General features: G+C 36.3%; 25 protein-coding genes. 23 read left to right on the top strand and 2 right to left on the bottom strand.

The features are described from left to right. Nucleotides 1-34: 34 nt before the first annotated feature. Nucleotides 35-2,899 carry a UvrD-helicase domain-containing protein gene (locus tag AAE962_RS04850; protein WP_343288796.1) on the bottom strand — a complete coding sequence of 955 codons (2,865 nt, stop codon included), beginning with the start codon at nucleotides 2,897-2,899 and terminating at the stop codon, nucleotides 35-37. 74 nt (nucleotides 2,900-2,973) lie between these two features. Between AAE962_RS04850 and AAE962_RS04845 the strand changes: the two genes are divergently transcribed. From AAE962_RS04845 to holA, 5 genes are all read left to right on the top strand, one after another. Next, entirely contained in the window at nucleotides 2,974-3,840 is an 867-nt protein-coding gene (locus tag AAE962_RS04845) for a 4-(cytidine 5'-diphospho)-2-C-methyl-D-erythritol kinase (RefSeq protein WP_343288795.1), read from the top strand. 3 nt (nucleotides 3,841-3,843) lie between these two features. After that, complete coding sequence (locus AAE962_RS04840; RefSeq protein ID WP_017532635.1) at nucleotides 3,844-4,191, top strand: Mth938-like domain-containing protein; 348 nt, start codon at nucleotides 3,844-3,846, stop codon at nucleotides 4,189-4,191. Further along, complete coding sequence (locus tag AAE962_RS04835; RefSeq protein ID WP_343288794.1) at nucleotides 4,185-4,994, top strand: metal ABC transporter permease; 810 nt, start codon at nucleotides 4,185-4,187, stop codon at nucleotides 4,992-4,994. The genes AAE962_RS04840 and AAE962_RS04835 overlap by 7 nt, the downstream gene beginning before the upstream one ends. Nucleotides 4,995-5,108: 114 nt before the next feature. After that, entirely contained in the window at nucleotides 5,109-5,291 is a 183-nt protein-coding gene (locus AAE962_RS04830) for a hypothetical protein (RefSeq protein ID WP_343288793.1), read from the top strand. Between the two features lie 5 nt (nucleotides 5,292-5,296). Continuing rightward, nucleotides 5,297-6,316 (top strand): DNA polymerase III subunit delta, encoded by a 1,020-nt coding sequence (gene holA, locus AAE962_RS04825; RefSeq protein WP_343288792.1) that lies wholly within the window; start codon nucleotides 5,297-5,299, stop codon nucleotides 6,314-6,316. 207 nt (nucleotides 6,317-6,523) lie between these two features. On the opposite strand, the gene gltX is transcribed toward holA, so the two are convergent. After that, nucleotides 6,524-7,873: a glutamate--tRNA ligase gene (gltX, locus tag AAE962_RS04820; protein WP_343288791.1), complete on the bottom strand. Its 1,350-nt coding sequence runs from the start codon at nucleotides 7,871-7,873 to the stop codon at nucleotides 6,524-6,526. A 222-nt stretch (nucleotides 7,874-8,095) separates the two neighbouring features. On the opposite strand from gltX, the gene typA reads away from it, so the two are divergent. The 18 genes from typA to AAE962_RS04730 all read left to right on the top strand — a co-directional run bounded on the left by typA (nucleotide 8,096) and on the right by AAE962_RS04730 (nucleotide 20,878). After that, on the top strand, nucleotides 8,096-9,925 hold the full coding sequence (typA, locus tag AAE962_RS04815; protein ID WP_343288790.1) for a translational GTPase TypA: 1,830 nt from the start codon (nucleotides 8,096-8,098) through the stop codon (nucleotides 9,923-9,925). Nucleotides 9,926-10,046: 121 nt separating this feature from the next. Then, complete coding sequence (locus AAE962_RS04810; RefSeq protein ID WP_343288748.1) at nucleotides 10,047-10,322, top strand: transposase; 276 nt, start codon at nucleotides 10,047-10,049, stop codon at nucleotides 10,320-10,322. Between the two features lie 99 nt (nucleotides 10,323-10,421). Beyond that, entirely contained in the window at nucleotides 10,422-10,580 is a 159-nt protein-coding gene (locus AAE962_RS04805; RefSeq protein ID WP_264336959.1) for a hypothetical protein, read from the top strand. 9 nt (nucleotides 10,581-10,589) lie between these two features. Continuing rightward, entirely contained in the window at nucleotides 10,590-10,892 is a 303-nt protein-coding gene (locus AAE962_RS04800) for a transposase (RefSeq protein ID WP_343288749.1), read from the top strand. A gap of 243 nt (nucleotides 10,893-11,135) precedes the next feature. Further along, nucleotides 11,136-11,378 carry a helix-turn-helix domain-containing protein gene (locus tag AAE962_RS04795; RefSeq protein WP_343288789.1) on the top strand — a complete coding sequence of 81 codons (243 nt, stop codon included), beginning with the start codon at nucleotides 11,136-11,138 and terminating at the stop codon, nucleotides 11,376-11,378. A 320-nt stretch (nucleotides 11,379-11,698) separates the two neighbouring features. Further along, nucleotides 11,699-12,010 carry an integrase core domain-containing protein gene (locus tag AAE962_RS04790; RefSeq protein ID WP_343288788.1) on the top strand — a complete coding sequence of 104 codons (312 nt, stop codon included), beginning with the start codon at nucleotides 11,699-11,701 and terminating at the stop codon, nucleotides 12,008-12,010. A gap of 95 nt (nucleotides 12,011-12,105) precedes the next feature. Beyond that, nucleotides 12,106-12,279, top strand: a complete 174-nt coding sequence (locus AAE962_RS04785; RefSeq protein ID WP_343288787.1) for a hypothetical protein — start codon at nucleotides 12,106-12,108, stop codon at nucleotides 12,277-12,279. A gap of 30 nt (nucleotides 12,280-12,309) precedes the next feature. Continuing rightward, nucleotides 12,310-12,534 carry a hypothetical protein gene (locus tag AAE962_RS04780; RefSeq protein WP_343288786.1) on the top strand — a complete coding sequence of 75 codons (225 nt, stop codon included), beginning with the start codon at nucleotides 12,310-12,312 and terminating at the stop codon, nucleotides 12,532-12,534. After that, complete coding sequence (locus tag AAE962_RS04775) at nucleotides 12,534-13,931, top strand: hypothetical protein (RefSeq protein WP_343288785.1); 1,398 nt, start codon at nucleotides 12,534-12,536, stop codon at nucleotides 13,929-13,931. Before AAE962_RS04780 ends, AAE962_RS04775 begins: the two co-directional genes overlap by 1 nt. Next, nucleotides 13,928-14,605, top strand: coding sequence for a hypothetical protein (locus AAE962_RS04770; protein WP_343288784.1), 678 nt, complete (start codon nucleotides 13,928-13,930; stop codon nucleotides 14,603-14,605). Before AAE962_RS04775 ends, AAE962_RS04770 begins: the two co-directional genes overlap by 4 nt. A 13-nt stretch (nucleotides 14,606-14,618) precedes the next feature. Beyond that, the gene (locus tag AAE962_RS04765) at nucleotides 14,619-14,870 is read left to right on the top strand and encodes a hypothetical protein (protein ID WP_343288783.1); all 252 of its coding nucleotides are present in this window, start codon (nucleotides 14,619-14,621) and stop codon (nucleotides 14,868-14,870) included. Between the two features lie 161 nt (nucleotides 14,871-15,031). Continuing rightward, a complete protein-coding gene (locus tag AAE962_RS04760; protein WP_343288782.1) occupies nucleotides 15,032-15,685 on the top strand; it encodes a hypothetical protein in 654 nt (217 codons plus the stop codon). A 292-nt stretch (nucleotides 15,686-15,977) separates the two neighbouring features. Next, the gene (locus tag AAE962_RS04755; RefSeq protein ID WP_343288781.1) at nucleotides 15,978-16,139 is read left to right on the top strand and encodes a hypothetical protein; all 162 of its coding nucleotides are present in this window, start codon (nucleotides 15,978-15,980) and stop codon (nucleotides 16,137-16,139) included. Next, nucleotides 16,096-16,368 carry a hypothetical protein gene (locus AAE962_RS04750; RefSeq protein WP_343288780.1) on the top strand — a complete coding sequence of 91 codons (273 nt, stop codon included), beginning with the start codon at nucleotides 16,096-16,098 and terminating at the stop codon, nucleotides 16,366-16,368. Before AAE962_RS04755 ends, AAE962_RS04750 begins: the two co-directional genes overlap by 44 nt. Continuing rightward, entirely contained in the window at nucleotides 16,362-18,173 is a 1,812-nt protein-coding gene (locus AAE962_RS04745; RefSeq protein ID WP_343288779.1) for a hypothetical protein, read from the top strand. The genes AAE962_RS04750 and AAE962_RS04745 overlap by 7 nt, the downstream gene beginning before the upstream one ends. Next, nucleotides 18,158-19,831, top strand: a complete 1,674-nt coding sequence (locus tag AAE962_RS04740) for a hypothetical protein (RefSeq protein ID WP_343288778.1) — start codon at nucleotides 18,158-18,160, stop codon at nucleotides 19,829-19,831. Before AAE962_RS04745 ends, AAE962_RS04740 begins: the two co-directional genes overlap by 16 nt. Next, a complete protein-coding gene (locus AAE962_RS04735) occupies nucleotides 19,818-20,378 on the top strand; it encodes a hypothetical protein (RefSeq protein ID WP_343288777.1) in 561 nt (186 codons plus the stop codon). Before AAE962_RS04740 ends, AAE962_RS04735 begins: the two co-directional genes overlap by 14 nt. Further along, nucleotides 20,336-20,878 (top strand): hypothetical protein, encoded by a 543-nt coding sequence (locus AAE962_RS04730; RefSeq protein ID WP_343288776.1) that lies wholly within the window; start codon nucleotides 20,336-20,338, stop codon nucleotides 20,876-20,878. Before AAE962_RS04735 ends, AAE962_RS04730 begins: the two co-directional genes overlap by 43 nt. Nucleotides 20,879-20,900: the final 22 nt, after the last annotated feature.

Genomic DNA, 20,900 nt, shown 5'->3' with positions numbered 1-20,900 from the left:
ATTTAACACTCCCTTAAAATTTAACTTATCCTTTTCAAATAATATTAGCATGACTTACCTTTTTTTGGGGTCTAGTAATTCTCTTCTTGAATTCTATGGTATTTTGTTTAACATTGACGCATGAATCTGGGATCCAAGACTTTTTTTCTCCAGGTTCCAGCGTCACGTGCTGCAATGACATTGATAGGCTTGATGGAGGTGAAATCACTGGAACATCAAAATAATCATGTTTTTTATAAATAGAAGGGTAGTTTGCATTCATGCATAGCACTTCAATTTTTTCTTTAAATATCGGCTGTAAGTATAGTTTTTTCCTCTCATATAATGCTCCATATTGAATAACTAGATCATACCAAGAGCCCTTTTGCACTGGTTCTTTGCCTAAAATGTATAATTCATCTTCAGCACGCGTAAGTGCCACGTACAGCAAACGCAAATATTCGTTATAATCCTCTAGTTTTTTCTCTCTTTTTACTTGATCACAATAAGCATTATTATTTTTGCCACACCAAAATGGTGCTTCCGTTGTATCAAACAAAATACTTTCGCTGTTTCTTGGCACTGTATTTGTGTCAACTAAAAACACTATTGGAGTTTGTAGACCTTTTGATTTATGAATTGTCATTATTCGTACAGCATTGCGTTCTGATTGCATATCATTTTTAATCTCAGGATTATTTTCTTTGATCCACTGAACAAATGCTTGAAGAGATGGGTGCTCAAATTGCAATACGAGGTTCATAAATTCGTCTAGAATCTCGAAGCACTCAAGACCTAGCCTTGAAGCAAATTTCTTTTTGCCTGTGCGCAATATATGCGTGAATAGTGTAAGAGGGGATTCTGTCTTAGATAAATTAATCAGATAGTTTAATTCATTCGAGGTAATCTCATGATAATCATGAAGTTTTTCCCACAACGAATGTTCTTTACGATCATATGCAATCTTGAATAAATCATCCTCAGTAAAGTTGAATAGCGGTGATTTTAAAACATTTGCAAGAGCCAGATCATTTGCCTGAAGGAGGAGGAATTCAGCCAAAGCTATTAAGTCCTGCACAGCTATGTAATCCATAATTCTAAAATAATCTCGGCCTATAACTGGTACATTTACTTTTTTTAGTTCACTTATTATGTAGTCAACTAGCGCATTTCGTTGCCGTACCAAAATCATAATGTCCCTTGGTTCTATATGGCGATCTTTGGCGACTAAAATACGCCCTTCGTTTAACCAATTGTGAATTCTTTGAGCTATTGCCTGAGCAAGTAATCGATCCGTTACTACATACTCTTTCCTCTGTGTTAAATGAATTTGTAAGGCTTGCTGCTCTTTCTCTTCATACCCTGGCAGTAATGGCCAAATTTCAATGTATCCTTGATCGGTTTCTCTATATGGAATATGTTTTATCTTGTTATCATTGAAAGATATTTCTTCACGAAAATTGTTAAATATTCTGTCTACAAGCATCAAAACTTCTGGAGTTGAGCGAAATGACTTTTCAAGTTGACATGATACCCAATCTCTGCCACCGGTTTTCGTGTGAAAATATTGCTGCATGTAATTAAATAGATGGGGATTTGCTCCTTGAAATCTGTAAATAGATTGTTTTACATCCCCAACAACGAATAAAGTTCTCTTTTCGTCACCACCGGTAAAAAATTCATTGCAGAGATTTGTTATAATTTTCCATTGACTGATACTATTGTCTTGCGCCTCATCAACAAGAATGTGGTCTATTTTTTGATCTAGATTAAACAATATCCAATCTTTATAGCCTGGATTGCTAAGGAGATTTGTTGCTAAATTGATGATATCATCATAATCAAGCAGTGCATTCTTTGATTTTTCACTATTATATAGATCAACATATACTTTAAATATACTAAGTAAACTACTGGTTCTTGCGAATATTTGATAAGAATTTATATCCTTTACATGGGTAAACAATGCATTTTGAATGCTTTCTATCATTTGCTCTACGTCTTCAAATTTTTCCAAAGCACCCTTTGTTATAATGGATGATATGCTCTTTTTTTCGTACGATTCTGATTTGAGAAATACTTTAGCTAAGTTCTCTATCTTGTTGTCATCCAAGTAGCTGACACTGGGATCCATATTTCTTTTTTTCTGGATCCCAGTGTCAGCTACTTGGATGACAACATTTGGTACGGACGATTTTGTGCTATTACACCAATCATAAAGTATCGCACTGTAACTCTGATCTCTTTTGCTGCCCTCAATTAATATTTTAGCTAATCTTTTTATCTGCTCAATCGTTTCACTCTGTAAATCGTGAATCTTATCTGGGGCACTTAGTTTATCTTTGATATACCCTAAATTATTTTCTAGAGCTGATCTCTTTATACATAAGGTATAGAGCAAATCACGCAGCTTATTTTCATCAATTTCAGCTGCAATGATATTTATATCGTCCTGCACAGTTTCGTTATGAAGCGTTTTTTCAAATACGATAGAATGCAATTCTTTACATTCGCTCAACGTACAATTTGGAGCGATACCAGCTTCTGTAGGAAAGCTAGAGATTAATTTGTAACAAAAGGCGTGTATAGTTTGAATATTAAGACCAAGATTTTCCAGTTCAGAAAAAAGCCTTCTTGCTCTTGTTAAATAATCTTTATTTTCTCTGGTCACACACTGGGCTAATTGTTCTAAATCTGCGACCAATATACCCTCTGGACATATTGCCCACTTACTAAGTGTACTGTAAATGCGATCCTCCATTTCATTTGCTGCAGCATTGGTAAATGTTAAGCAGAGAATATTTCTCTTATTCTCTAATAGAAGTCTTAATACTCTGTCTATTAAGATCTTTGTTTTACCTGTACCAGCTGATGCACTTACCCATACAGAGAAGTTAGGATTTATGGCATTTGATCTCATTAGGAGTGTATAAAGTTTGACTGAAGTGGCATTTCAAGTATAGTAAATAAGATAGTGTTAGTGAAGATATACAGATGGAAAGTTTTTGTGTAAAGGCTCCTGCAAAGATCAATCTTTTTTTACATATTATAAATAGAGAAGAAAGAGGGTATCATTTAATTGAAAGTTTGGTTGTCTTTGCTAAACTTTCTAATTTTTTAGAGATAAAAGTAGGAGAAAAAAACTTTAGATATGATAACTCTACAGTTCAATTTGTAAACTCTGAGTTTAAAATAAATTATCGATATAATACTATAACGAAAGCATTGAGTCTACTGCTTAGGTACGCTCCTATACGAACTAAAGTCACTGTAAAGGTTATAAAAAATGTACCAATTGCTGCAGGATTTGGTAGTGGTTCCTCAGATGCTGGAGCTGTGATACGCACGCTAGGAGAGCTGTGGGATATTGATAGGCAAATTTTAAGTGATATAGCTTTAAGCGTTGGTGCTGATGTGCCTGCAAGTGTAGATAGTAAGCCAGTTTTTGTTAGAGGTGTTGGTGAGGAATTATGTCCCATTAAACAATGCTCTTTACCCATAAGTCTGGTACTTGTGAAACCAAAAAAAAAGTTTTTGAATACATCAGAAGTATTTTCCAAGTATAAAGAGGATTTCTCTAATCCAATTAAGTGTAGTGATAACACTGAGGAGAATTTGTTAGAGCTTCTTAAAGAGACAAAAAATGACCTGCAAGAAGCAGCAATAAGTCTTGTACCTGAAATTCAGAATGTAATATCAACACTAGAGTCACAAGAAGGCTCTATACTTTCTCGTATGTCAGGTAGTGGTGTAGGGTGTTTTGGAATGTTTGATAGTGAAGAAAGTGCAAAAGCTGCAGCGGCAAATATCAAAAAGGAATATCCAGAATGGTGGGTGTGCGACACGGAATTAATGGTTTGATTTATGCCCTTAATTTCCAAGAAGAAAAATCTTATAGATGGTTACAGGGAAGAAAGATTTTGGGTAAATAATCAAGAATATCATGGCTCAATTATAATTTTTCCTGAAAAGGTGATTAAATTGAAAGAAAGTGATATAAATAACAAGGAGTATTTTAAATCTTTTTTAACAGAGGAAATAGAGATTTTGATAATAGGTACTGGTAAGATACGCGATTGTTCAATGAAGTCTTATCTTATGGAGCAAAAGAATTTAAATTTTGAATTTATGACGACGGGTTCTGCATGCAGAACCCATAACGTTTTAATATCTGAAGATAGATTTGTTGTCAGTTATCTGATAGCATGTTAGAGATATTTACACAGAGTTTTTTTATAAACAGTCTAATTGCGGTAATTATGATTAGCCTAGTCACAGGAGCTCTAGGGTCATTTATGATATGGCAAAGGTTATCGTATTTGGGTGATAGTTTGTCCCATTCTTCATTGCTTGGTATTGCACTTGCTTTGATCTTTAATATCAGCCAATCGGTAAGTATAATTCTCATTGCAATTATGTTTGCTATACTACTTTCTCTTAATTTTAATAAATTATACTCTGCTGATACGATATTGAACATAGTTACCAATGTAGTTTTATCATCGAGTTTAATACTTATGTCTTTTCTTCCATCAGGTAATAATAGTATTATTAGCTCACTTTTTGGTGACATATTAATGATTGACCAAAGTAATATAATATCAATTTTTCTAACCTCCGTAATAGTTACTTTGATATTAATATTTAGATGGCGCTATTGGCTGATGATTTCGATTAATCAAGATTTGGCAACAGTTGAGAAAGTAAATGTTAATTTTGTTAGGCTAGAATTTTTGATTATACTCGCTATCTTTATTGCAATTTCTGCTCAATTAATAGGAATATTACTCATTGCTGCATTTTTGTTAATACCTGCTGCATCAGCAAGACTCATTTCAAAAACTCCAATGCAAATGATTATTGTTGCAACAGTTTTTTCTGTGATTTCTGGAGTATCAGGTTTGATATTATCTGCAAGTTTTGACTTATTAACTGGACCTGCAATTATACTTATCGCATCTGTGTATTTAATCATTGCTTATTTTATAAGATTGGTGTTAAGTAGATCGACTTAATTTTGGTCTCGGAAGTTCATAATTCATTAACAAATGAGTGTAACTATCTGAGCGTAAAGTAGTTTTTGCTACGTTGTTTTTATGTGCTAATTGTTAATTTGTGGAGTGAAAGATATGGCCGAAGGATTTTTTTCTAGATATATAGGAAAGCCTATAAAAGATTTTTATAATTATGTTACGGGAAAGAAAGAAGTGTCTGATGATATGCAGAATACAGCAAATCAAGAAAGCTCAGAATTGTTGGAAACTGATGTGCAATCAAATGATGTACCACCAAGTAGTGATAATATAATATAGATTGCATGAGAATCACGCCATCTAAAGTTAAAAAATTCCTTGAGAAACCCGATACTTTAAGTGGTGTATTAATTCATGGGAGTGACAATAGTAAGGTCGATATTTTTGTACAGGAAATAATTGCCAACTTGAATGAGTATTCAGTTCAGGTGATGGATTTTGCAGTAGTGAATAAGTCGCCTGGCTTGTTATTTTCCGAATTGGCAAACATTTCGATCTTTACTAAAAAAAGGTTAGTTAAGCTGATAAATGTCAGTGGAAGTATATCTAAAGAGTTAAGAAACATATTGGATCATAATATAGGCGATCATTATATAGTAATGATAGCAAATGATCTTCCATATAGTTCTACAACTAAAAGTTATATGGAAAGCTCAAAAATTTTCGGTGTCATTACCTTCTATAAGGACAGCGGTAGTAATCTTTGTGATATTATATCAAGTTACTTGAAACAAAATGATATAGAGTGCACAAGTGAGATAATCTACCACTTGCAGTCTTATTTTAATCATAGCAAACTGCCTATATATTCAGAGATTGAAAAATTAGTTTTATATCTAGGAAAAAGAAAAGATCTTAAACTTGCTGATATAGATCTATGCTTTTCAACCTCCGGCAATGATTATGTTACACTTGATAATCTGTACTCTGCAATAGTGAGTAAAGACATGGGACAATTCATCAAAATTTCCGATGTATTGATATTACAAGAGAATTTTTCACCGATAGCATTAATCCGTATTATATCAAATTATTTTCTACGGCTAGAAAGCGTTTTGCTGTTAATACAAAATGGAATGAATGAACAAGCTGCAATTGACCAGCTGAGTCCTCCATTGTTCTTCAAACAATTGCAGAGTTTTAAATCTCATTTGAAAAGTTTGCAACTTTCAGAACTTAAGAAGATCTTAGAAAATTTAATGAGCTTGGAAGTGACTTGTAAAAAAACTGACTTGGACCATAAAATGATCTTTCAGCATGAGATTAACTATTGGTGTTATTCGTTCAGCAGAGTAGTAAAATAAGGTAGACGAGAAAAAACAACTAAATGTTGTCATTCAAGTAGCTGACACTGGGATCCAGAAATATGGGATATGTGTAGAAGTTATTTTAAAATACAACGTTTTGGCGAGATTATGGATTCCAGTGTCAGCTACTTGAATGACAGGAGCAGAAACTGGAATGACAAGAAATCTAATATTTTCACATTTCCTGAACAATGCTTATTGGTGTCATTCAAATACATTCGGTGCATTTAAACCTTTTGTATGATTTTCTTCTAACCTTGCAACAATTCTCTCTCTACCGATAAAAATTAATAATTTAGCGAGTTCTGGACCTGTTTCTGTTCCTGTTAAAGCGAGGCGCAACTTCATAAATAGATCTTTTGCCTTTATATCAACTGTCTGTCGAATATTTTTAACCCACTCTGATAATGTGTTTTCATTACAATCACCTTTAGGCAATGAACTTAGCGCTATTTTTATAAACTCTTTATTAAGAACCACAGGCTCTATACCAAATTTGCATGTTTTCCACCATTTGGCCACCTCAGAAAACTTTTCTATATTACTCCTTATAAAATACCAAAACTCTGAGCCAATTTGACTTAAACGATCTTGCACCATTTCAAATGGCATTTGTTGCAGCACTTTGCTATTTAGCTTATACATTTCACTCAAGCTGAATTGTGCAGATGCTGAGCTAAATTTTTTAATATCAAATGAGTTAATTAAAGACTGCATATCAACATGAGCTTCTATCGGATCAGATGTGCCAATTTTTGCTAAATAGCTAGTTAGCGCCATTGGCTCAATCTCATCTTCTCTTATGGACTTAATATCCAACCCACCTTTCCGTTTAGATATCTTGCTATCATCAAAATGTAGTAGGGGAAGGTGAGCAAATATAGGAATTTTCGCTTTTAATGATTTAATAATTTGGATCTGAACTGCGGTATTAGTTACATGATCTTCCCCGCGTACAACATGGGTTACATTAAAGTCAACATCATCAACAACAGAAGGTAACATGTATGTATAAATTCCATCTTCTCTTTTTACCACAGGATCGCTAATGTGAATTGTTGCAATATTTATTTCACCTTTAACTTCATCATTCCATTTTACAATTTCGTTTCTATTCAATTTAAATCTGAAATGTGGTTTTCGTCCTTCTTGCTCATAACGAATTTTCTCTTGCTCAGTTAGAAGCAACGCACCTTTATTGTAAATAGGGGGAAGTCCTTGTTTTAACTGCAATTTTCGTTTAGTGTCTAATTCTTCTCTTGTTTCATAACATGCATAAATATGACCTTCTTTCATTAACTGTAAGAACACCTCGTTATAGCGCTCAAAACGCTCTGATTGCTTAAAACTTGAATTCCAATTTATGCCAATCCATTTTAGGTCTTCTATGATATTATCTACATATTTGATATCTGAACGCTCAAGATCAGTATCATCAAAACGTAGTAAAAATTTTCCATTTTGATTACGTGTGTACATCCAACAAATGAGTGCAGTGCGTATGTTTCCTACATGTAGGTAGCCAGTTGGGCTTGGAGCGAATCTTGTTAGCATTTTAATGATTACTTTAGTTTATTTTAATTTTATATAAATGTACTGCTAAAGCAAGATTCTTCTTTGTCTTGGTGTTAGTTGCTACAAAGTATAGCGAACATGAAACCTTTTTGTTAGAGTTCCATGATCTGCCTAAAATACTCTGAAAGCAAGGCTTTAGTTATTTACTCTAAATATATTATACGTATACTTGTTATTAAATTAAATTTGAAATGATAAGAAATGAGTGAATTTAAATCAATCCGCAATATTGCAATAATTGCACACGTTGACCACGGAAAAACTACTTTACTTGATAACATGTTAAAACAAAGTGGCACGTTTCGTGAGAATCAAGAAGTTCAAGAACGAGTGATGGATAGTGGTGATCAAGAACGTGAACGTGGGATTACAATACTTGCAAAATGTACGTCAATAATGTGGGGTGATGAGAAAATCAATATTATTGATACACCAGGACATGCGGATTTTGGTGGAGAAGTGGAAAGGGTGCTCTGCATGGCAGATGGTGTATTACTACTGGTTGATGCTGCAGAAGGTCCAATGCCACAAACAAAATTTGTGCTCTCAAAAGCACTAAAGGCAAATTTAAAACCGATTGTGATAATCAATAAGGTTGATCGACCAGACAGCAGAATTGATGAAGTACTAAATGAAATATATGAGTTATTTTTTAACCTTGATGCAACCAACGAGCAACTAGATTTTCCAGTACTCTATGCTTCAGGTAGAAATGGTTGGTGTGCTAAGGAGCTATCTGATGAGAGAAAAGATTTAAGCCCATTATTTTCAACGGTGATAGATTACATAAAACCTTCCGTTTATGATCAAAATGCACCTTTTGCTATGCTAGTTACTTTACTTGAATCTGATAAATTTCTTGGCAGAATATTGACAGGAAAGATTTACCAAGGAATCGCGCAAGTTAACTCAGATCTTAAGGTAATTGATCTTGATGGTCAAGTGGTTGAGCGAGGGAGATTAACTAAGTTACTCTCATTTTCTGGCTTAAAACGCGTTCCAGTAGAGCAAGCTGTAGCTGGTGATATCATTGCCATTGCAGGACTTGAGAAAGCTTCAGTTTCAGACACTATAGCAGCACCAGAAGTTACAACTGCGATCAGCTCAACTCCAGTTGACCCGCCAACAATGGCGATTACTATAAGCGTTAATGACTCACCTTTTGCTGGGCAAGAGGGAACAAAACTTACCTCAACTGTTATAAAAGATCGTTTATATGCAGAAGCAGAAACAAACGTTGCAATTACTGTAACTTTGGCTCCAAGTGGTGAAGCATTTGAAGTAGGTGGACGTGGTGAGTTGCAGCTTGGGGTACTGATTGAAAATATGAGAAGGGAAGGTTTTGAACTTTCAGTTTCACGGCCTCGAGTGCTGTTTAAAGAAGAAGATGGCAAAAAACTTGAACCTATAGAGGAAGTAGTAATTGATGTAGATGATGAGTATAGTGGAATCATCATGGAAAAACTTAGCTTTCGAAAAGGTGAAGTAACTGACATGAGACCTTCTGGTAGTGGCAGAACTAGGTTGACATTTTTAGTGCCATCAAGGGGATTAATTGGCTATCAAGGAGAATTTTTAACTGATTCTCGCGGCACTGGTATAATCAACCGTTTATTTCACAGTTATGCTCCACATAAAGGTTCAATTTCCGGAAGGCGTAATGGGGTTTTAATTTCAACAGAAAAAGGCGAAGCAGTAGCGTATGCAATTTTCAATCTGCAAGATAGGGGAATTATGTTTGTTAAGCCACAAGATAAGCTATATTGTGGTATGATTGTCGGTCAGCATAGTCGTGACAATGATTTAGAAATAAATGTACTTAAAGGTAAGCAATTAACAAACGTAAGAGCTTCAGGTAGCGATGAAGCTATAAAGCTTACTCCACCAAAAATAATGACACTGGAGGATATGATAGCATATATAGACGATGATGAATTGGTAGAAGTAACTCCAAAATCTATACGTTTGCGTAAGAAGTTCCTTGATCCAAATGAGCGTAAACGTGCAGGAAGGGCGAAGAATAAAGAGTAATCAACGTTCCTGATAAAAATCAGGATTCCAGTGGGCTTTGTTGCATAGGTCAAATAAAAAGAGCTGGCAGTTACTGACAAAATTCACTATAAGACAAGCATTTAACCTACTAAAGAAAAATATGCCGCAAAAAATGATAGTCAGTAACTGCCATGAATATAACAAATTTCTCCAAGAGAGGGGAAATATTTTTTATTACGTCAATGATGCCATAGAAAATTGGTACGAAAAAGGTCCAAAAATGGCTGTTGGCAACTACATTTATAGCGATAAGGTCGTGATTCTGGTTCACATAATAACTTATTTATTTAGAATAGCTCTGAGACAAACAGCGGGATTTATAGCAGGGTACCTTGAGCAAAACTTGCAAGTTATTACAGGCCTCAAGAAGGCTTAAAAAACTTAACATCAAAATTGAAGACATGATAAAAATAATACAGAAGATATTGAGATTGCCATAGATAGTACAATAATATTCCAGGTCATAGCAAGGCAAATGGTACAGATAGAAAGTATCGCCGCTATGAGCAAACAAGATGTAATGCTAGAGATAGGTAGCAAAAAAGTTATAGCAGCAAAATACAGTGGTGGAGTTTATTCTGACCACTATGGAGCATGTGATCTTATTGCAAGGATTGATGTTAATATAATATAAGCACACTATATGCAGACAGATCGAAAGAAGTTATACAAACTGTGCGATGAGCTTGACATAAAGACAAGGATTCCTCCGCAAAATAATGCAGTAGAGCATCCAAAGTTGGATTATATTGATGAGAGAAATTCTACAATCAAGCTCATAAAGTCATATGATGAAGATGGTATGAAGAGGTGGAAAAAAGAGATAAATTATGGGAAGAGATCTTATATAGAAAGTTTTTTCTCGCGACTGAAGCAAACATTTTGGTTTAGTTTTAGAAACAAATCTGAGGTTAATCGTGAGAGAGCTCAAGTGTTATTTGCTTAACAAAATTACTGATATAGGCATGGCTAAATTTGAGATAGCTTCATTCCACGTTACCTATTATCCGAAGAGTGATGCAATAAAGCCATTCCAGTGTCAGCTATTTGAATGACAGTTGTGTGATTCATAGATGTTATTACAATAAGAATATAAGGTCAAATAGAAATTTGGATTTGCAGTAGTTTATAGACCTTATTACAATTGCAAAGGATAAATTAGTTAATCTAGGGTTAAACTACGTCTGAGTTGGATAAAACTATACAAAAAGTTGGGTCATGCAGGAAAGAGCATTATGGTATTTCACGTTTTACCTTACGTAAATGGTACAAACGTTATGAAGAGTTAGGTGAAAAAGGATTAGTAGATCTCAGTAGTAAGCCTAAAACTTCACCTTTGCAAAAGATCAATGAATCAGATGAGCAGCTTATTCTTCATCTAAGACAAACTAGAAAGCTAGGGGCAAGAAACCGAGTTAAGACGTCTATATGATTTATCCTTGTCATTGGCTACTATACACAAAATTTTCAAAAAACATAGTGTAAGTCTTCTGCATGTTAAACGTCATTATCGCAAACATGTCAAGCGTTATAACTGTAAAGTACCTGGAGAGCGTGTGCAGATGGATGTGTGCAAAATATCGTCAGGGCTTTATCAATATACTGCTATAGATACGTTATAAAATTGTTGCATTATATTCAAGAAGTACTTCAAAAAACACTTTAGATTTCCTAAAACAACTAAGAGAAAGAATACCTTTCCATTGCCAAAGGATTCAAACTGATAGAGGGCAAGAATTTTTTGCTTATGAGGTGCAAGAATGTTTGAAGGAATGGAAAATTAAATTTCGTCCTATTAAGCCGTTTTCTCCACACTTAAATGGTAAAGTGGAAAGAGCACAGCGTACAGACTTAGATGAGTTTTACAGTATCGTTACCATCAAGAGCTCTGAATTGCAAATTAAACTTAGGGATTGGGAAGAGTATTATAATAAACACCGCCCTCATAGCGCTCTTCAAGGAAAAACTCCTTGGGAAAAATATAAGGAACTGGAAAATACGATTCCTTGCTTAAGTGAAAAACTATATCTTATCAAAAGAGTCGTTTGTCATGCAAAATTGTAAACACAATCAGAAACTACAATCACTTCAAAAATGCAAATCTCTTAACAAGCCAACTAGTTCAGACTCAATCTGACAAGTCAATTGTAATAACCTCTATGAATCACACAAATAAGGGATATAAAATAAGTGATGATGATCGTCAAACTCTAGAGATGGTCAAAGCCAATCAGGAGTTTGCTGAAAAGGTTCTAAGTGGTGAAGATTATCAAGATCTACAAGATTTTTGCGATACACTCACTGTAAGTAAAGTTCGTTATATTAACGAGTAGATTGCAAAAGGTAATAACAAAACTTCTTTTGTGAAAAAACTAGCTGATATTGCAAAAGATGGTGAGTTAGGAGAGGAACTGCGAAGTAAGCCACTGTCTAAATTTAAGGAAGAAGTTGGCAGCTTAAAAGAGGGGCTACACAAAAGCAGTAAAGCAACTGCGATACCCACTAATTATAAGTATAGCGATGTTCCAAGTATCTTCGAAGAAGAGTTTAAAGAAGTACAAAACTATTTTAGAACTAGGGGTTACTGATGAGTATTACCTCTGATTCAACATACTACAGAACAGATCTACTCTCACAACGGCTAATTGAGATAGTACTCTTTTCAAGTCCACTCTTAGCTTTTACTGGCTCTGGTGCTGATGATATTCCAAATCGTTACTCGGGAAAGGATAGCTTTTTAATTCAGCCTCCTTTTATCTCTACAGAGGGGGGATTAATCAGTGATGATAGGTTCATGGATGAAAAAGATGGTATTCATACCGTGAAGCAAAAAACCATGAGAATTGACTATAAGCGTGTTTCTGGAGCAGCGAAAATTGACCATGATGATGTGAAATTTTTGTTTAATCGTGATCAGTTTCCTAGCAGTGCACCAACCAGTTTAACATCATTCATGGAGCGTGGTGAACGTGCTTATCATGAGCTTCTGATGAAAGTGATTAAACAGATCAATGATTATCAGTTTAAAACGATAGCATCACGAGCGTTTATCTGCGCTGGTTCTACTGAAGATAGTATGTATGACTGCATCGAAGGGTATATGGGCCTCCTTGTAGATTACATGATTCGGTTCAATGGTGGTGTAATGCGAACTTCAAGGCTAGTTGGTTCAATGCCAAACTCTGCAATGGGACTACTCCGCAGCAAGTCTGGACTAAATTACACACAAGCACCGAAGAGCGATATGTTTCTTAGTGATACTAAGAACATGCTGTCGTCACTGATGTTTGATTTAGCTGAGATTTACATTGATACCTCAACTTATTTTCATAAGGCAGGTGATGCAGCGAAAAAGGAAAGTATCACGCTCGAAAAAATCGATAAAGCAATTGATGAATACCACGCTATGACTGCAACTTTTTCTGAAGGTTCGTTTAAAAAAGGAGATATTATTCAGCTAGAGGATAAAGAGTGGCTAGCTAGAGATAGAAAAGATATACCATCTGGAGTGCCAATCGCACTTACTGTGATGGAGGATACGGATGAAAAAACTGTAAGAGTTTCACCTGGTGTTACTTATGGTGTTGATGTTGTAAATGAGGATTATCTAAAAGGCGCAAAAGGAAAAGTTGTGGGAGATCACTGTAAGGCGTTTTTATGGTGGCAACCAGCTTCGATATTTAAGCTGTCAACGGTACCTGCACCTTCTACCAGCAAATATAACTATAAGGAAATATCGGCTCCTAATGCTGCTTTTGGACCAACAAGGAGTAACTCAATGTCGTTTGCGACGGAGAGTAGATTTGTGCTGGAGCGGCATCCACAAGAGATTGGTGAATTAATGGCGTATCTCTATAGTGATTATTTTAACTTTTTTGTTGGCACTTTAATACTGCCAGCGAAATCAACAAAACCAGAGACTTACATTAAGACGATAAAAAATCTTTCTCCTGCTAAAGATGAGAAGAAGGAGAAAGAGGAATGAGTGAAATTAAGACATATGACGATAGTTTTTCCAATATACTTGTAGACATACAAGGAATGCTGGGAATCAATTCGCGTCGCGATAACTCTGAGCATTTAGGGACACTTGATTTAGTAAAGAGACTCTTTTCTGAGGCTTTTGATCAACTGCATGAAAATTACTATTGTCTTGATTCTGATGTTGTCCAGGAGTTTACTTTAGAGCCCGGCCAAACAGTTGGTGGTGGTTTTTTATTTGATGATTGTAATAAGAAAAATCCAGCGTTTGATGTTAATCTAACTAGCTACAAAAATTTCCATGTGATGGAGCTGATTGAGAGTAGCAGTGGACGCTCTTTGCGCAATATATTGTCGCTGAGCAAGGTATGGGTGCCATCATATATGCTGCTCACTCGTGATGCGTGCCGCGAGATTAAAATTTTGCCAGAGATTAAGGTAACAACAAAATATCTCATTCATTTCAAAGATGTTGATTACAAGATAGTTGGTCTTGATGGACTAAAGAGAGAATTTCTCAAATATGCGACAGCTTTTAAGCTATCAGTGCGGCTTAATATTCCACTGCCGCAAGGTTTTGCTGAGCAGTATCGTGAGATTAAAGATCGGCTGTCTGCTGGTGGCAGTGTCGGCAGTCAAAGTATCAAGGAATCTATTTGGATTAATGATGAGTTTTGAAATTCCGCTCCTCATGGACGTTAAGTATGGTCATGCTATTGATGATTTTAGCGTGGAGAACTTTTTGGCTACGCCGGAAGGTTTGCGGCTACGACCAGCACTTTCTCCAGTTTTTGATGTTCCTTTTGCAAATGGTGATGTTATCGTTGGTTTTTACTATGGAAATGATTCCACTATTTATTTTGCCATAGTAAGTGCTGTTTTTTTGCTGACAATTTATCACGTTGATTTAGAGAAAAAAAATACAAAGAGATCTTTAGGTTAGCAAATGTTCCTCAAGACGATCGTCCTTCGATGTGCAATTGCAACGACTATAAATTTTGGTTGATCTCGGGAAAGCTTTATAAGCTGGTCGATTAAACATTTACTGAAATTGATCTGACAAAAGGCGAAATAAAACCCAAAGATATCGTAGATTTTGCGGTGATGAACTCAACTATCTATTTACTCAGCAAAGATAAAGGAGAAATATTTTACACCAGTGATTTAGCTGACTTTAAAAAGTGGGAAGCATTTACGATTATTTCCTATCCTGGCAAAGGAGTAGGACTTGGTGTTATCAAAAATAATCTCTGTATTTTCACTGAAAATGGCATGGAAGTGTGGTATGGACAACCAAGCAGTGATGGACTTTTTCCACTGACCAAAAAAAGAGAACTGAGTGTGCCCTTTAAACTAGTTAGCAAACGTACTTTAGAAAACGATGGAACTTACCTAATTGGCGCTTTTCACTCAATTGATGGCAAGTTTGCGGTTGTTTCTTTTGATGGACAGGAGATGAAAGTGCTCGATAATGCTCCTCTGTGGAAAGATAGGAGCATCGTTAGCTACGTGGTTAGTAGCATGTTCAATTATAACAACAATACTTATTACGTATTGTTTTTTAATTTGCCAAAAGGAGATTTAAATAAACCTAAATTTTCTTATTGTTTACACCTTAATTTAGGTATTTGGACGCTGCTAAAAGAACAAAACCCGAGTTTCTATATTAATGTTAAGACCAGAGTTTACTACCTCTTGGTACAGGACAATATAAAGGTTTGCAGGACTAGTAGGGCAGGAGAAATTACTTTCACTTGAGCAATAACTACTGATTATTTTCCACCCTATAAACCTTACATTACCGAGCAATTAACATTTGCGTATTTCTATGAGGGAAAAGCGGAAATATTTGTCGATATGTTTATTTCCTACAAGAGAGATTTTGCGCTTGAGCCAGATTATCGGGTGACAATTTTTGCCGATGAATTTGAAGACAGCAGAGAAAAGATGATCAAGCTCAATTACAATCTTTTTGGCATTAACAGTGGACTAGTACATTTTAAGTTTGAATTTAAACAGTGCAAAAGCAGTTTTTTATTAAAGAGGATCTATGGAAAAGAACGAATTTGACCACGATTTGATAGCGCCAAAAGGTGTGTATTTTCAGGTGTTAACTGAACGTTTGAACATTATGTGGAGAGAGCATTTAAAGAGGGTGAAAGAGAAGAATGGAAAAAGGGACGAAAAGACTAATTCGGGAAGCGATCAATAAGGAGCTAGTAAATGTCATTAACTCTCTTGATAAAGAGCAGAAAATGAAGCATTTAGAGCATGCTTTAATACTAAATGGCCTTGGAGTTTGTGATGAGATTGATGGTGGTGAGCTAAAGAATCTGGTTTTTGCGCATGATAAGTTAAAAAGCGAAAGTATCTTTTCAAGAAGTGGAGAGGTTATAGATGACATTGTTGGTGAGTATCGAGGAGACTTTGAAAAATGTTAGGGCTCTTAAGTGGTCTTGGCAGAGGCGCGCTTGATAGCAAATATGAACAGAAGCTACATCATCGTAAACTCTTTGAAGAATGGCAGAAAGAGCGGATGGAACTGTCAACTGAGGAAAAAGCTTATATCTCAAATCTGCCGAGGTATCAAAGAGCACTGGAACTGGCGAATGAGAAACTAAATGCTGCTGAAAATGCTCTACCTGATTCTAGATTTTCTATACTACTTAGTGGCAATTCAATTGCCGATCTTTTTAGAAGTAAAGATAAACTTAATGCTAGCAATGAATTTGCTCGCTATTTAGAAGGTGAACTTCTACCGGCAATCATGCAGATTGAGGGTTTGCCGATGACTGAATATTCGGTGAAGTCCTTCAAGGAAAAATTTGATATCAACAAACTAAAAGCTAAGGATTGGAGAAAGTTTTTTGGTGAAACAAAGGAAAAACTTACATCTAGAGCAGGGGACATTCAAAAGAAAGTTAGAGGATTAAATGAGACTCAGCTAAATGAGCTGATGCAAGATCCACAAATAGAAAAAACTATCAAGGAAGAGTCAATAAGAAAACTTGATAGTCAAATTGAAGGTTTAAGTGATGATGAGCTGAGTTCTTTGATTAAGTTTTCAGGTTATGCTGAGATAAATGAAGAACCAAAAGAGGTGAAAAAAAATTTTCTGCGAGAAATGGGATTGCAGATAATAGCAAGTGTTCCGGCGATAATGATAGGAGCAGAAGCTGGAGTATCTTTTGGACCAGTTGGAATATTTCTTGGCGGACTTATAGGAGGTATTGGTGGAGCATATGCTGGCACTTCTGCTGAGCGGGGAATAGCAGGAGACAAAGATTGGTACTCAAATGCGGCTGTTGATACAGTGGAGGATATACCTGCAATTGATATAGGCCACGCCGTTGCTCCTGGGCTAGGTAAGATTTTAAAAGGAGTGAGCAGTCGTTTTAAACCGGGGAGAGAGCCACTAAGAGAGGTAGTTAGTCGTGGTTTTGATACCGCTGTGAAAGATGTAGAAAATATAGGAGTGAAAGATGTAGGCAAATATTTAAAAAGTGCTGCTAAGGAGAACAATAATCCTTTTCAAAGAAAGATTATCGAGGATTTAGAGAGCAAGTTTTACGGTGAAGCTGGAAGCTACAAAGCTAAAGAGTTTGCCGATATATTATCGGGACTGAGAGAAAATTCTTATAAATTAGCGGAAAAACATGGCATACCAGAAAATCAGGTTAAAGAGGTTATCAGCAAGCTAGAAGAGCGTTTTTTACCGCTGCGGGCAAATGTCAGCAAAACGATGGGGCTCTTAAGTTGGGCAAGCAGTGCCCTTGAAAAAGGAAACGTGAGAAAAGTAGCTGAGATATTTAGCGAATTGCCAGCAAAGATTGCGATTGACAGTGGAGTGTTCACTAAAGACCAAGTGATTAGAGGTTTTTTACTGGAAAATTCAAATATGATTAGAAACAGGTATATAGAACCTGTTACTTCGGAAAAAGTAATGGAGTTTGTTAATAAAATAGGAGGATTGACTAGTTTGTCTGCAGGAGCTCTGCGATTGCTTTTAGCAGAAATAGGTCTAAATGGCTTTGCTGATAAGCAAATTGCCAAGCTGTTTGCTAAGTATTCTTTTGGCTCTGCTAAAGACTCAGTAACACTGGAATTAATGGCGGCTCTGCAAGGAAGAATCATCGAAGAGCAAAGTGGTTTTATTGCCGAGATGCTCAAAAGAGCAGGAATGAGTGGTACTCAAGTGGGTGCTAAAGCATTAACACCAGGAGCGATGAAGTGGCTAATCGATTAGAGTATTTAACCAGGCTCCGAAATAGCTGGTTTGATTATTGGAGCCAGAATATTGAGCAAGCGCGGCGTCAGCATAAGTTCGTGGTCATGGGAGAGCAATATACTGAAAATGAAAAACGAGAGCTGCTTATGGTTGGTGCAGAACCAATAGTCTTTAACTTCACATTTGCAATGGCTGAGAAGATTTTAAACACTGTACGTGGCAAAAAATATGACCTAGAGCTGAAGGTAAATGGTGAAAGTCCAGACCCTGAGGTGATGCAGTTTATGCACAGCTCAATCACTGATTTAATCTTTAGTCAAGATCACTATGTGGAATATAGCAAAGCGCTCAAAGAAGCAATTATCGGTGGCTATTCAGCGCTTTATATCGGTTTTGGTTACAACAATGTTGATGTTGAAGATGATGAACTGACATTTAAAATCAGGGCAATAAATGGTACAGAGAGTTTCTTTTTTGATCCCCACAGTAACGAGCCCCACAAGGGCGATGGTCGTTACTGTGGTATTACTCATCGTTTATACAAAACCAGCTTAGAAAAGATGGGCTATACGCAAATTGACCGATTAGAATTTAAGGATAAAGACACTGTTCCTTACATTGAAGTTACCGATCTTTATTTAAAAAAAAATGATGGCATAACCTTCTATCGGTTTACGAATGAAGAAATTCTTGAAAGCAAAGAGCTGCACGGCCATAGACATCTGCCACTGGTATTTCATGGTGGCTGCTCTCACTTTATTGAGAATCGTGAGGTAACAAGACCGCTTGGAGTGATGTGCCATTATGCGCAGAAGACCTACAACCACTGTATAGCGATGATGAACTATGGAGCTAAGTATTTTCAAAATCGCTTTTTAATGCCGCAAGCAAGTGTTTCAATCAGCAAAGCTCCGCGTTTTGCTGATCCTCGTGAGATGTTACTCGAGTATGTTACGGTAGATGGTATACAGCCTATAGTGATACCTCCTGTTGGTTATGATCCGAACCTAGGGGTATTAATGCAGCAGGCTCTTAGTTTGCTCTCACAGATTTGGAGTGACACTACCAATATTGTAAAAGACAGCAAGTATTCATCTGCTGCCGCACTTCGTGACAAATTGAGGGAAAATGAAGGTAGTGTCACTTCCTATTATTTCGCCCATCAAATTACGCTCAATCAGGTAGGAAACGTTCTGCTTTCCTTACTACCTTACAAATTGGCACAAGATGATGAGACTTTAACTAGTTTAATTAATTTTAGCAGGGCTACAAATGTCAAAATTAAAATAAGTGAATCTTTAGAAAAACAACGTGAGAAGGATAATGAACTGATGCTGCATGTTATGCAGTATCTTGGTCCGAATAATCAGCAGATCAGTGTCGAGCTTTTAGGAGAGATGCTGCTCAATCAAGATACGGTGAGCAGTAAGATTTTGCGGGAAAAAGTGCTGAGCATTGGCAATCAGCAACAGCAAGAGGCGCAACAACAGGTGCAACAACAGGCACAGCAGCCAAGTGAGCAAGAGATTAAACTACTTGAAATACAGTCAAAAGAAAGAATTGCTGAGCTAAAAGCAGAGGTTGATCTTCTCGCTGAGAAGCTCGCAGTAATACGTGAAGAGATGCGCAATGCGCATGAGGAAAAAATGCTGAGGGAGAAAAGTGCCGGAGCTTAAGGTTAAAAAATTTTCGCTTGCAAAAAAACTGCCTGAAAATGTTTTGAGCATTGATCTTGGTAAGAGTAATGGTTTTGCTTATATCAAAGATAGTATACTTCATTGTGGCAGCTATGTTTTAGGCGTGGAAAAATGGAAACTGAATGGAGAGACATTGCGCCAAATTAGTTATGAGTATCAAGGAGTGATTGCGCTTTTACTTCACGAGAGTCCAGAGCTCGATTTAGTACTACTTGAGGACAATCAGTATTTTTTTCAGCAGAAATACATCAAAGGTAGCCATATGTCGTATTACAAAAAGCTGCAAATAATAGCAGAAGGACTGTTTTGTATGCATTGGCCGGGCAAAGTTAAACGTTATCTTGGTGGCTCACTTAAAGTGAGATGTTTTGGTTCAGCGCGTAAGGAGATTGTAAAAGAACGTATTAAAAAAATGCTTAATGTTTCGCGGCTATGTGATCATACAGCAGATAGCGTTGCGGGACTCTTTGCTGCGGAACCGCCGTGTATAATGCCAACAAACGTGGCGGCAGAAAAGGAGGAATAATGTTTGGAGATTTGTTTGACTTGCTTTTTGGTAGCTCTAAAGCTAATCGCCAGTTTGAAAATAACATTGCGATGCAAAAGGATTTGTATGGCAGATACAATGAATTCATTGGGGGCCTTGGGAAAGGTGGACCTGGAGGATTTATTAACCAAATAGCTTCGCAGTATAAAGAAAGTCCTTATCACCGTTTCGTCAGCAATCAAATGAACACTGCGCTTGGTAACAACTTACGTGCCAGTGGACTTGATCGCTCAAGCTATGGTTTATCGAAAGTTGCAAGTTTAAACTCTGATCTTGCTTCTAAAGGGTTAAATGATTTTATCAGTTCATCTTTAGGGGGAATGCAGAGCCTGATTGGCGCGCATGGTCTTGGTGCACAGATTGGTCAGAACTTAGGCGGCAGTTCCACTTCCTATGGAAAATCTATAAATGATCGCTGGCTAGCTATGAATCAGATGCTCGGTGGACTTGGTCAGGGTATTGGTAGGAATTTGGTTTGATTTTTTTCTATTTGTATTAATA

This window comes from Wolbachia endosymbiont of Encarsia formosa, assembly GCF_039540065.1.
Classification (GTDB): Bacteria; Pseudomonadota; Alphaproteobacteria; order Rickettsiales; family Anaplasmataceae; genus Wolbachia.
This window is presented reverse-complemented; position numbering and strand designations above follow the sequence as displayed.

Coding starts and splice junctions, on each gene's coding strand:
- AAE962_RS04850 (WP_343288796.1), bottom strand. CDS start 2,899: ATGAGATCAAATGCCATAAATCCTAACTTCTCTGTATGGGTAAGTGCA.
- AAE962_RS04845 (WP_343288795.1), top strand. CDS start 2,974: ATGGAAAGTTTTTGTGTAAAGGCTCCTGCAAAGATCAATCTTTTTTTA.
- AAE962_RS04840 (WP_017532635.1), top strand. CDS start 3,844: ATGCCCTTAATTTCCAAGAAGAAAAATCTTATAGATGGTTACAGGGAA.
- AAE962_RS04835 (WP_343288794.1), top strand. CDS start 4,185: ATGTTAGAGATATTTACACAGAGTTTTTTTATAAACAGTCTAATTGCG.
- AAE962_RS04830 (WP_343288793.1), top strand. CDS start 5,109: ATGGCCGAAGGATTTTTTTCTAGATATATAGGAAAGCCTATAAAAGAT.
- holA (WP_343288792.1), top strand. CDS start 5,297: ATGAGAATCACGCCATCTAAAGTTAAAAAATTCCTTGAGAAACCCGAT.
- gltX (WP_343288791.1), bottom strand. CDS start 7,873: ATGCTAACAAGATTCGCTCCAAGCCCAACTGGCTACCTACATGTAGGA.
- typA (WP_343288790.1), top strand. CDS start 8,096: ATGAGTGAATTTAAATCAATCCGCAATATTGCAATAATTGCACACGTT.
- AAE962_RS04810 (WP_343288748.1), top strand. CDS start 10,047: ATGCCGCAAAAAATGATAGTCAGTAACTGCCATGAATATAACAAATTT.
- AAE962_RS04805 (WP_264336959.1), top strand. CDS start 10,422: ATGGTACAGATAGAAAGTATCGCCGCTATGAGCAAACAAGATGTAATG.
- AAE962_RS04800 (WP_343288749.1), top strand. CDS start 10,590: ATGCAGACAGATCGAAAGAAGTTATACAAACTGTGCGATGAGCTTGAC.
- AAE962_RS04785 (WP_343288787.1), top strand. CDS start 12,106: ATGAATCACACAAATAAGGGATATAAAATAAGTGATGATGATCGTCAA.
- AAE962_RS04775 (WP_343288785.1), top strand. CDS start 12,534: ATGAGTATTACCTCTGATTCAACATACTACAGAACAGATCTACTCTCA.
- AAE962_RS04770 (WP_343288784.1), top strand. CDS start 13,928: ATGAGTGAAATTAAGACATATGACGATAGTTTTTCCAATATACTTGTA.
- AAE962_RS04765 (WP_343288783.1), top strand. CDS start 14,619: ATGGACGTTAAGTATGGTCATGCTATTGATGATTTTAGCGTGGAGAAC.
- AAE962_RS04760 (WP_343288782.1), top strand. CDS start 15,032: ATGAACTCAACTATCTATTTACTCAGCAAAGATAAAGGAGAAATATTT.
- AAE962_RS04755 (WP_343288781.1), top strand. CDS start 15,978: ATGGAAAAGAACGAATTTGACCACGATTTGATAGCGCCAAAAGGTGTG.
- AAE962_RS04750 (WP_343288780.1), top strand. CDS start 16,096: ATGGAAAAAGGGACGAAAAGACTAATTCGGGAAGCGATCAATAAGGAG.
- AAE962_RS04745 (WP_343288779.1), top strand. CDS start 16,362: ATGTTAGGGCTCTTAAGTGGTCTTGGCAGAGGCGCGCTTGATAGCAAA.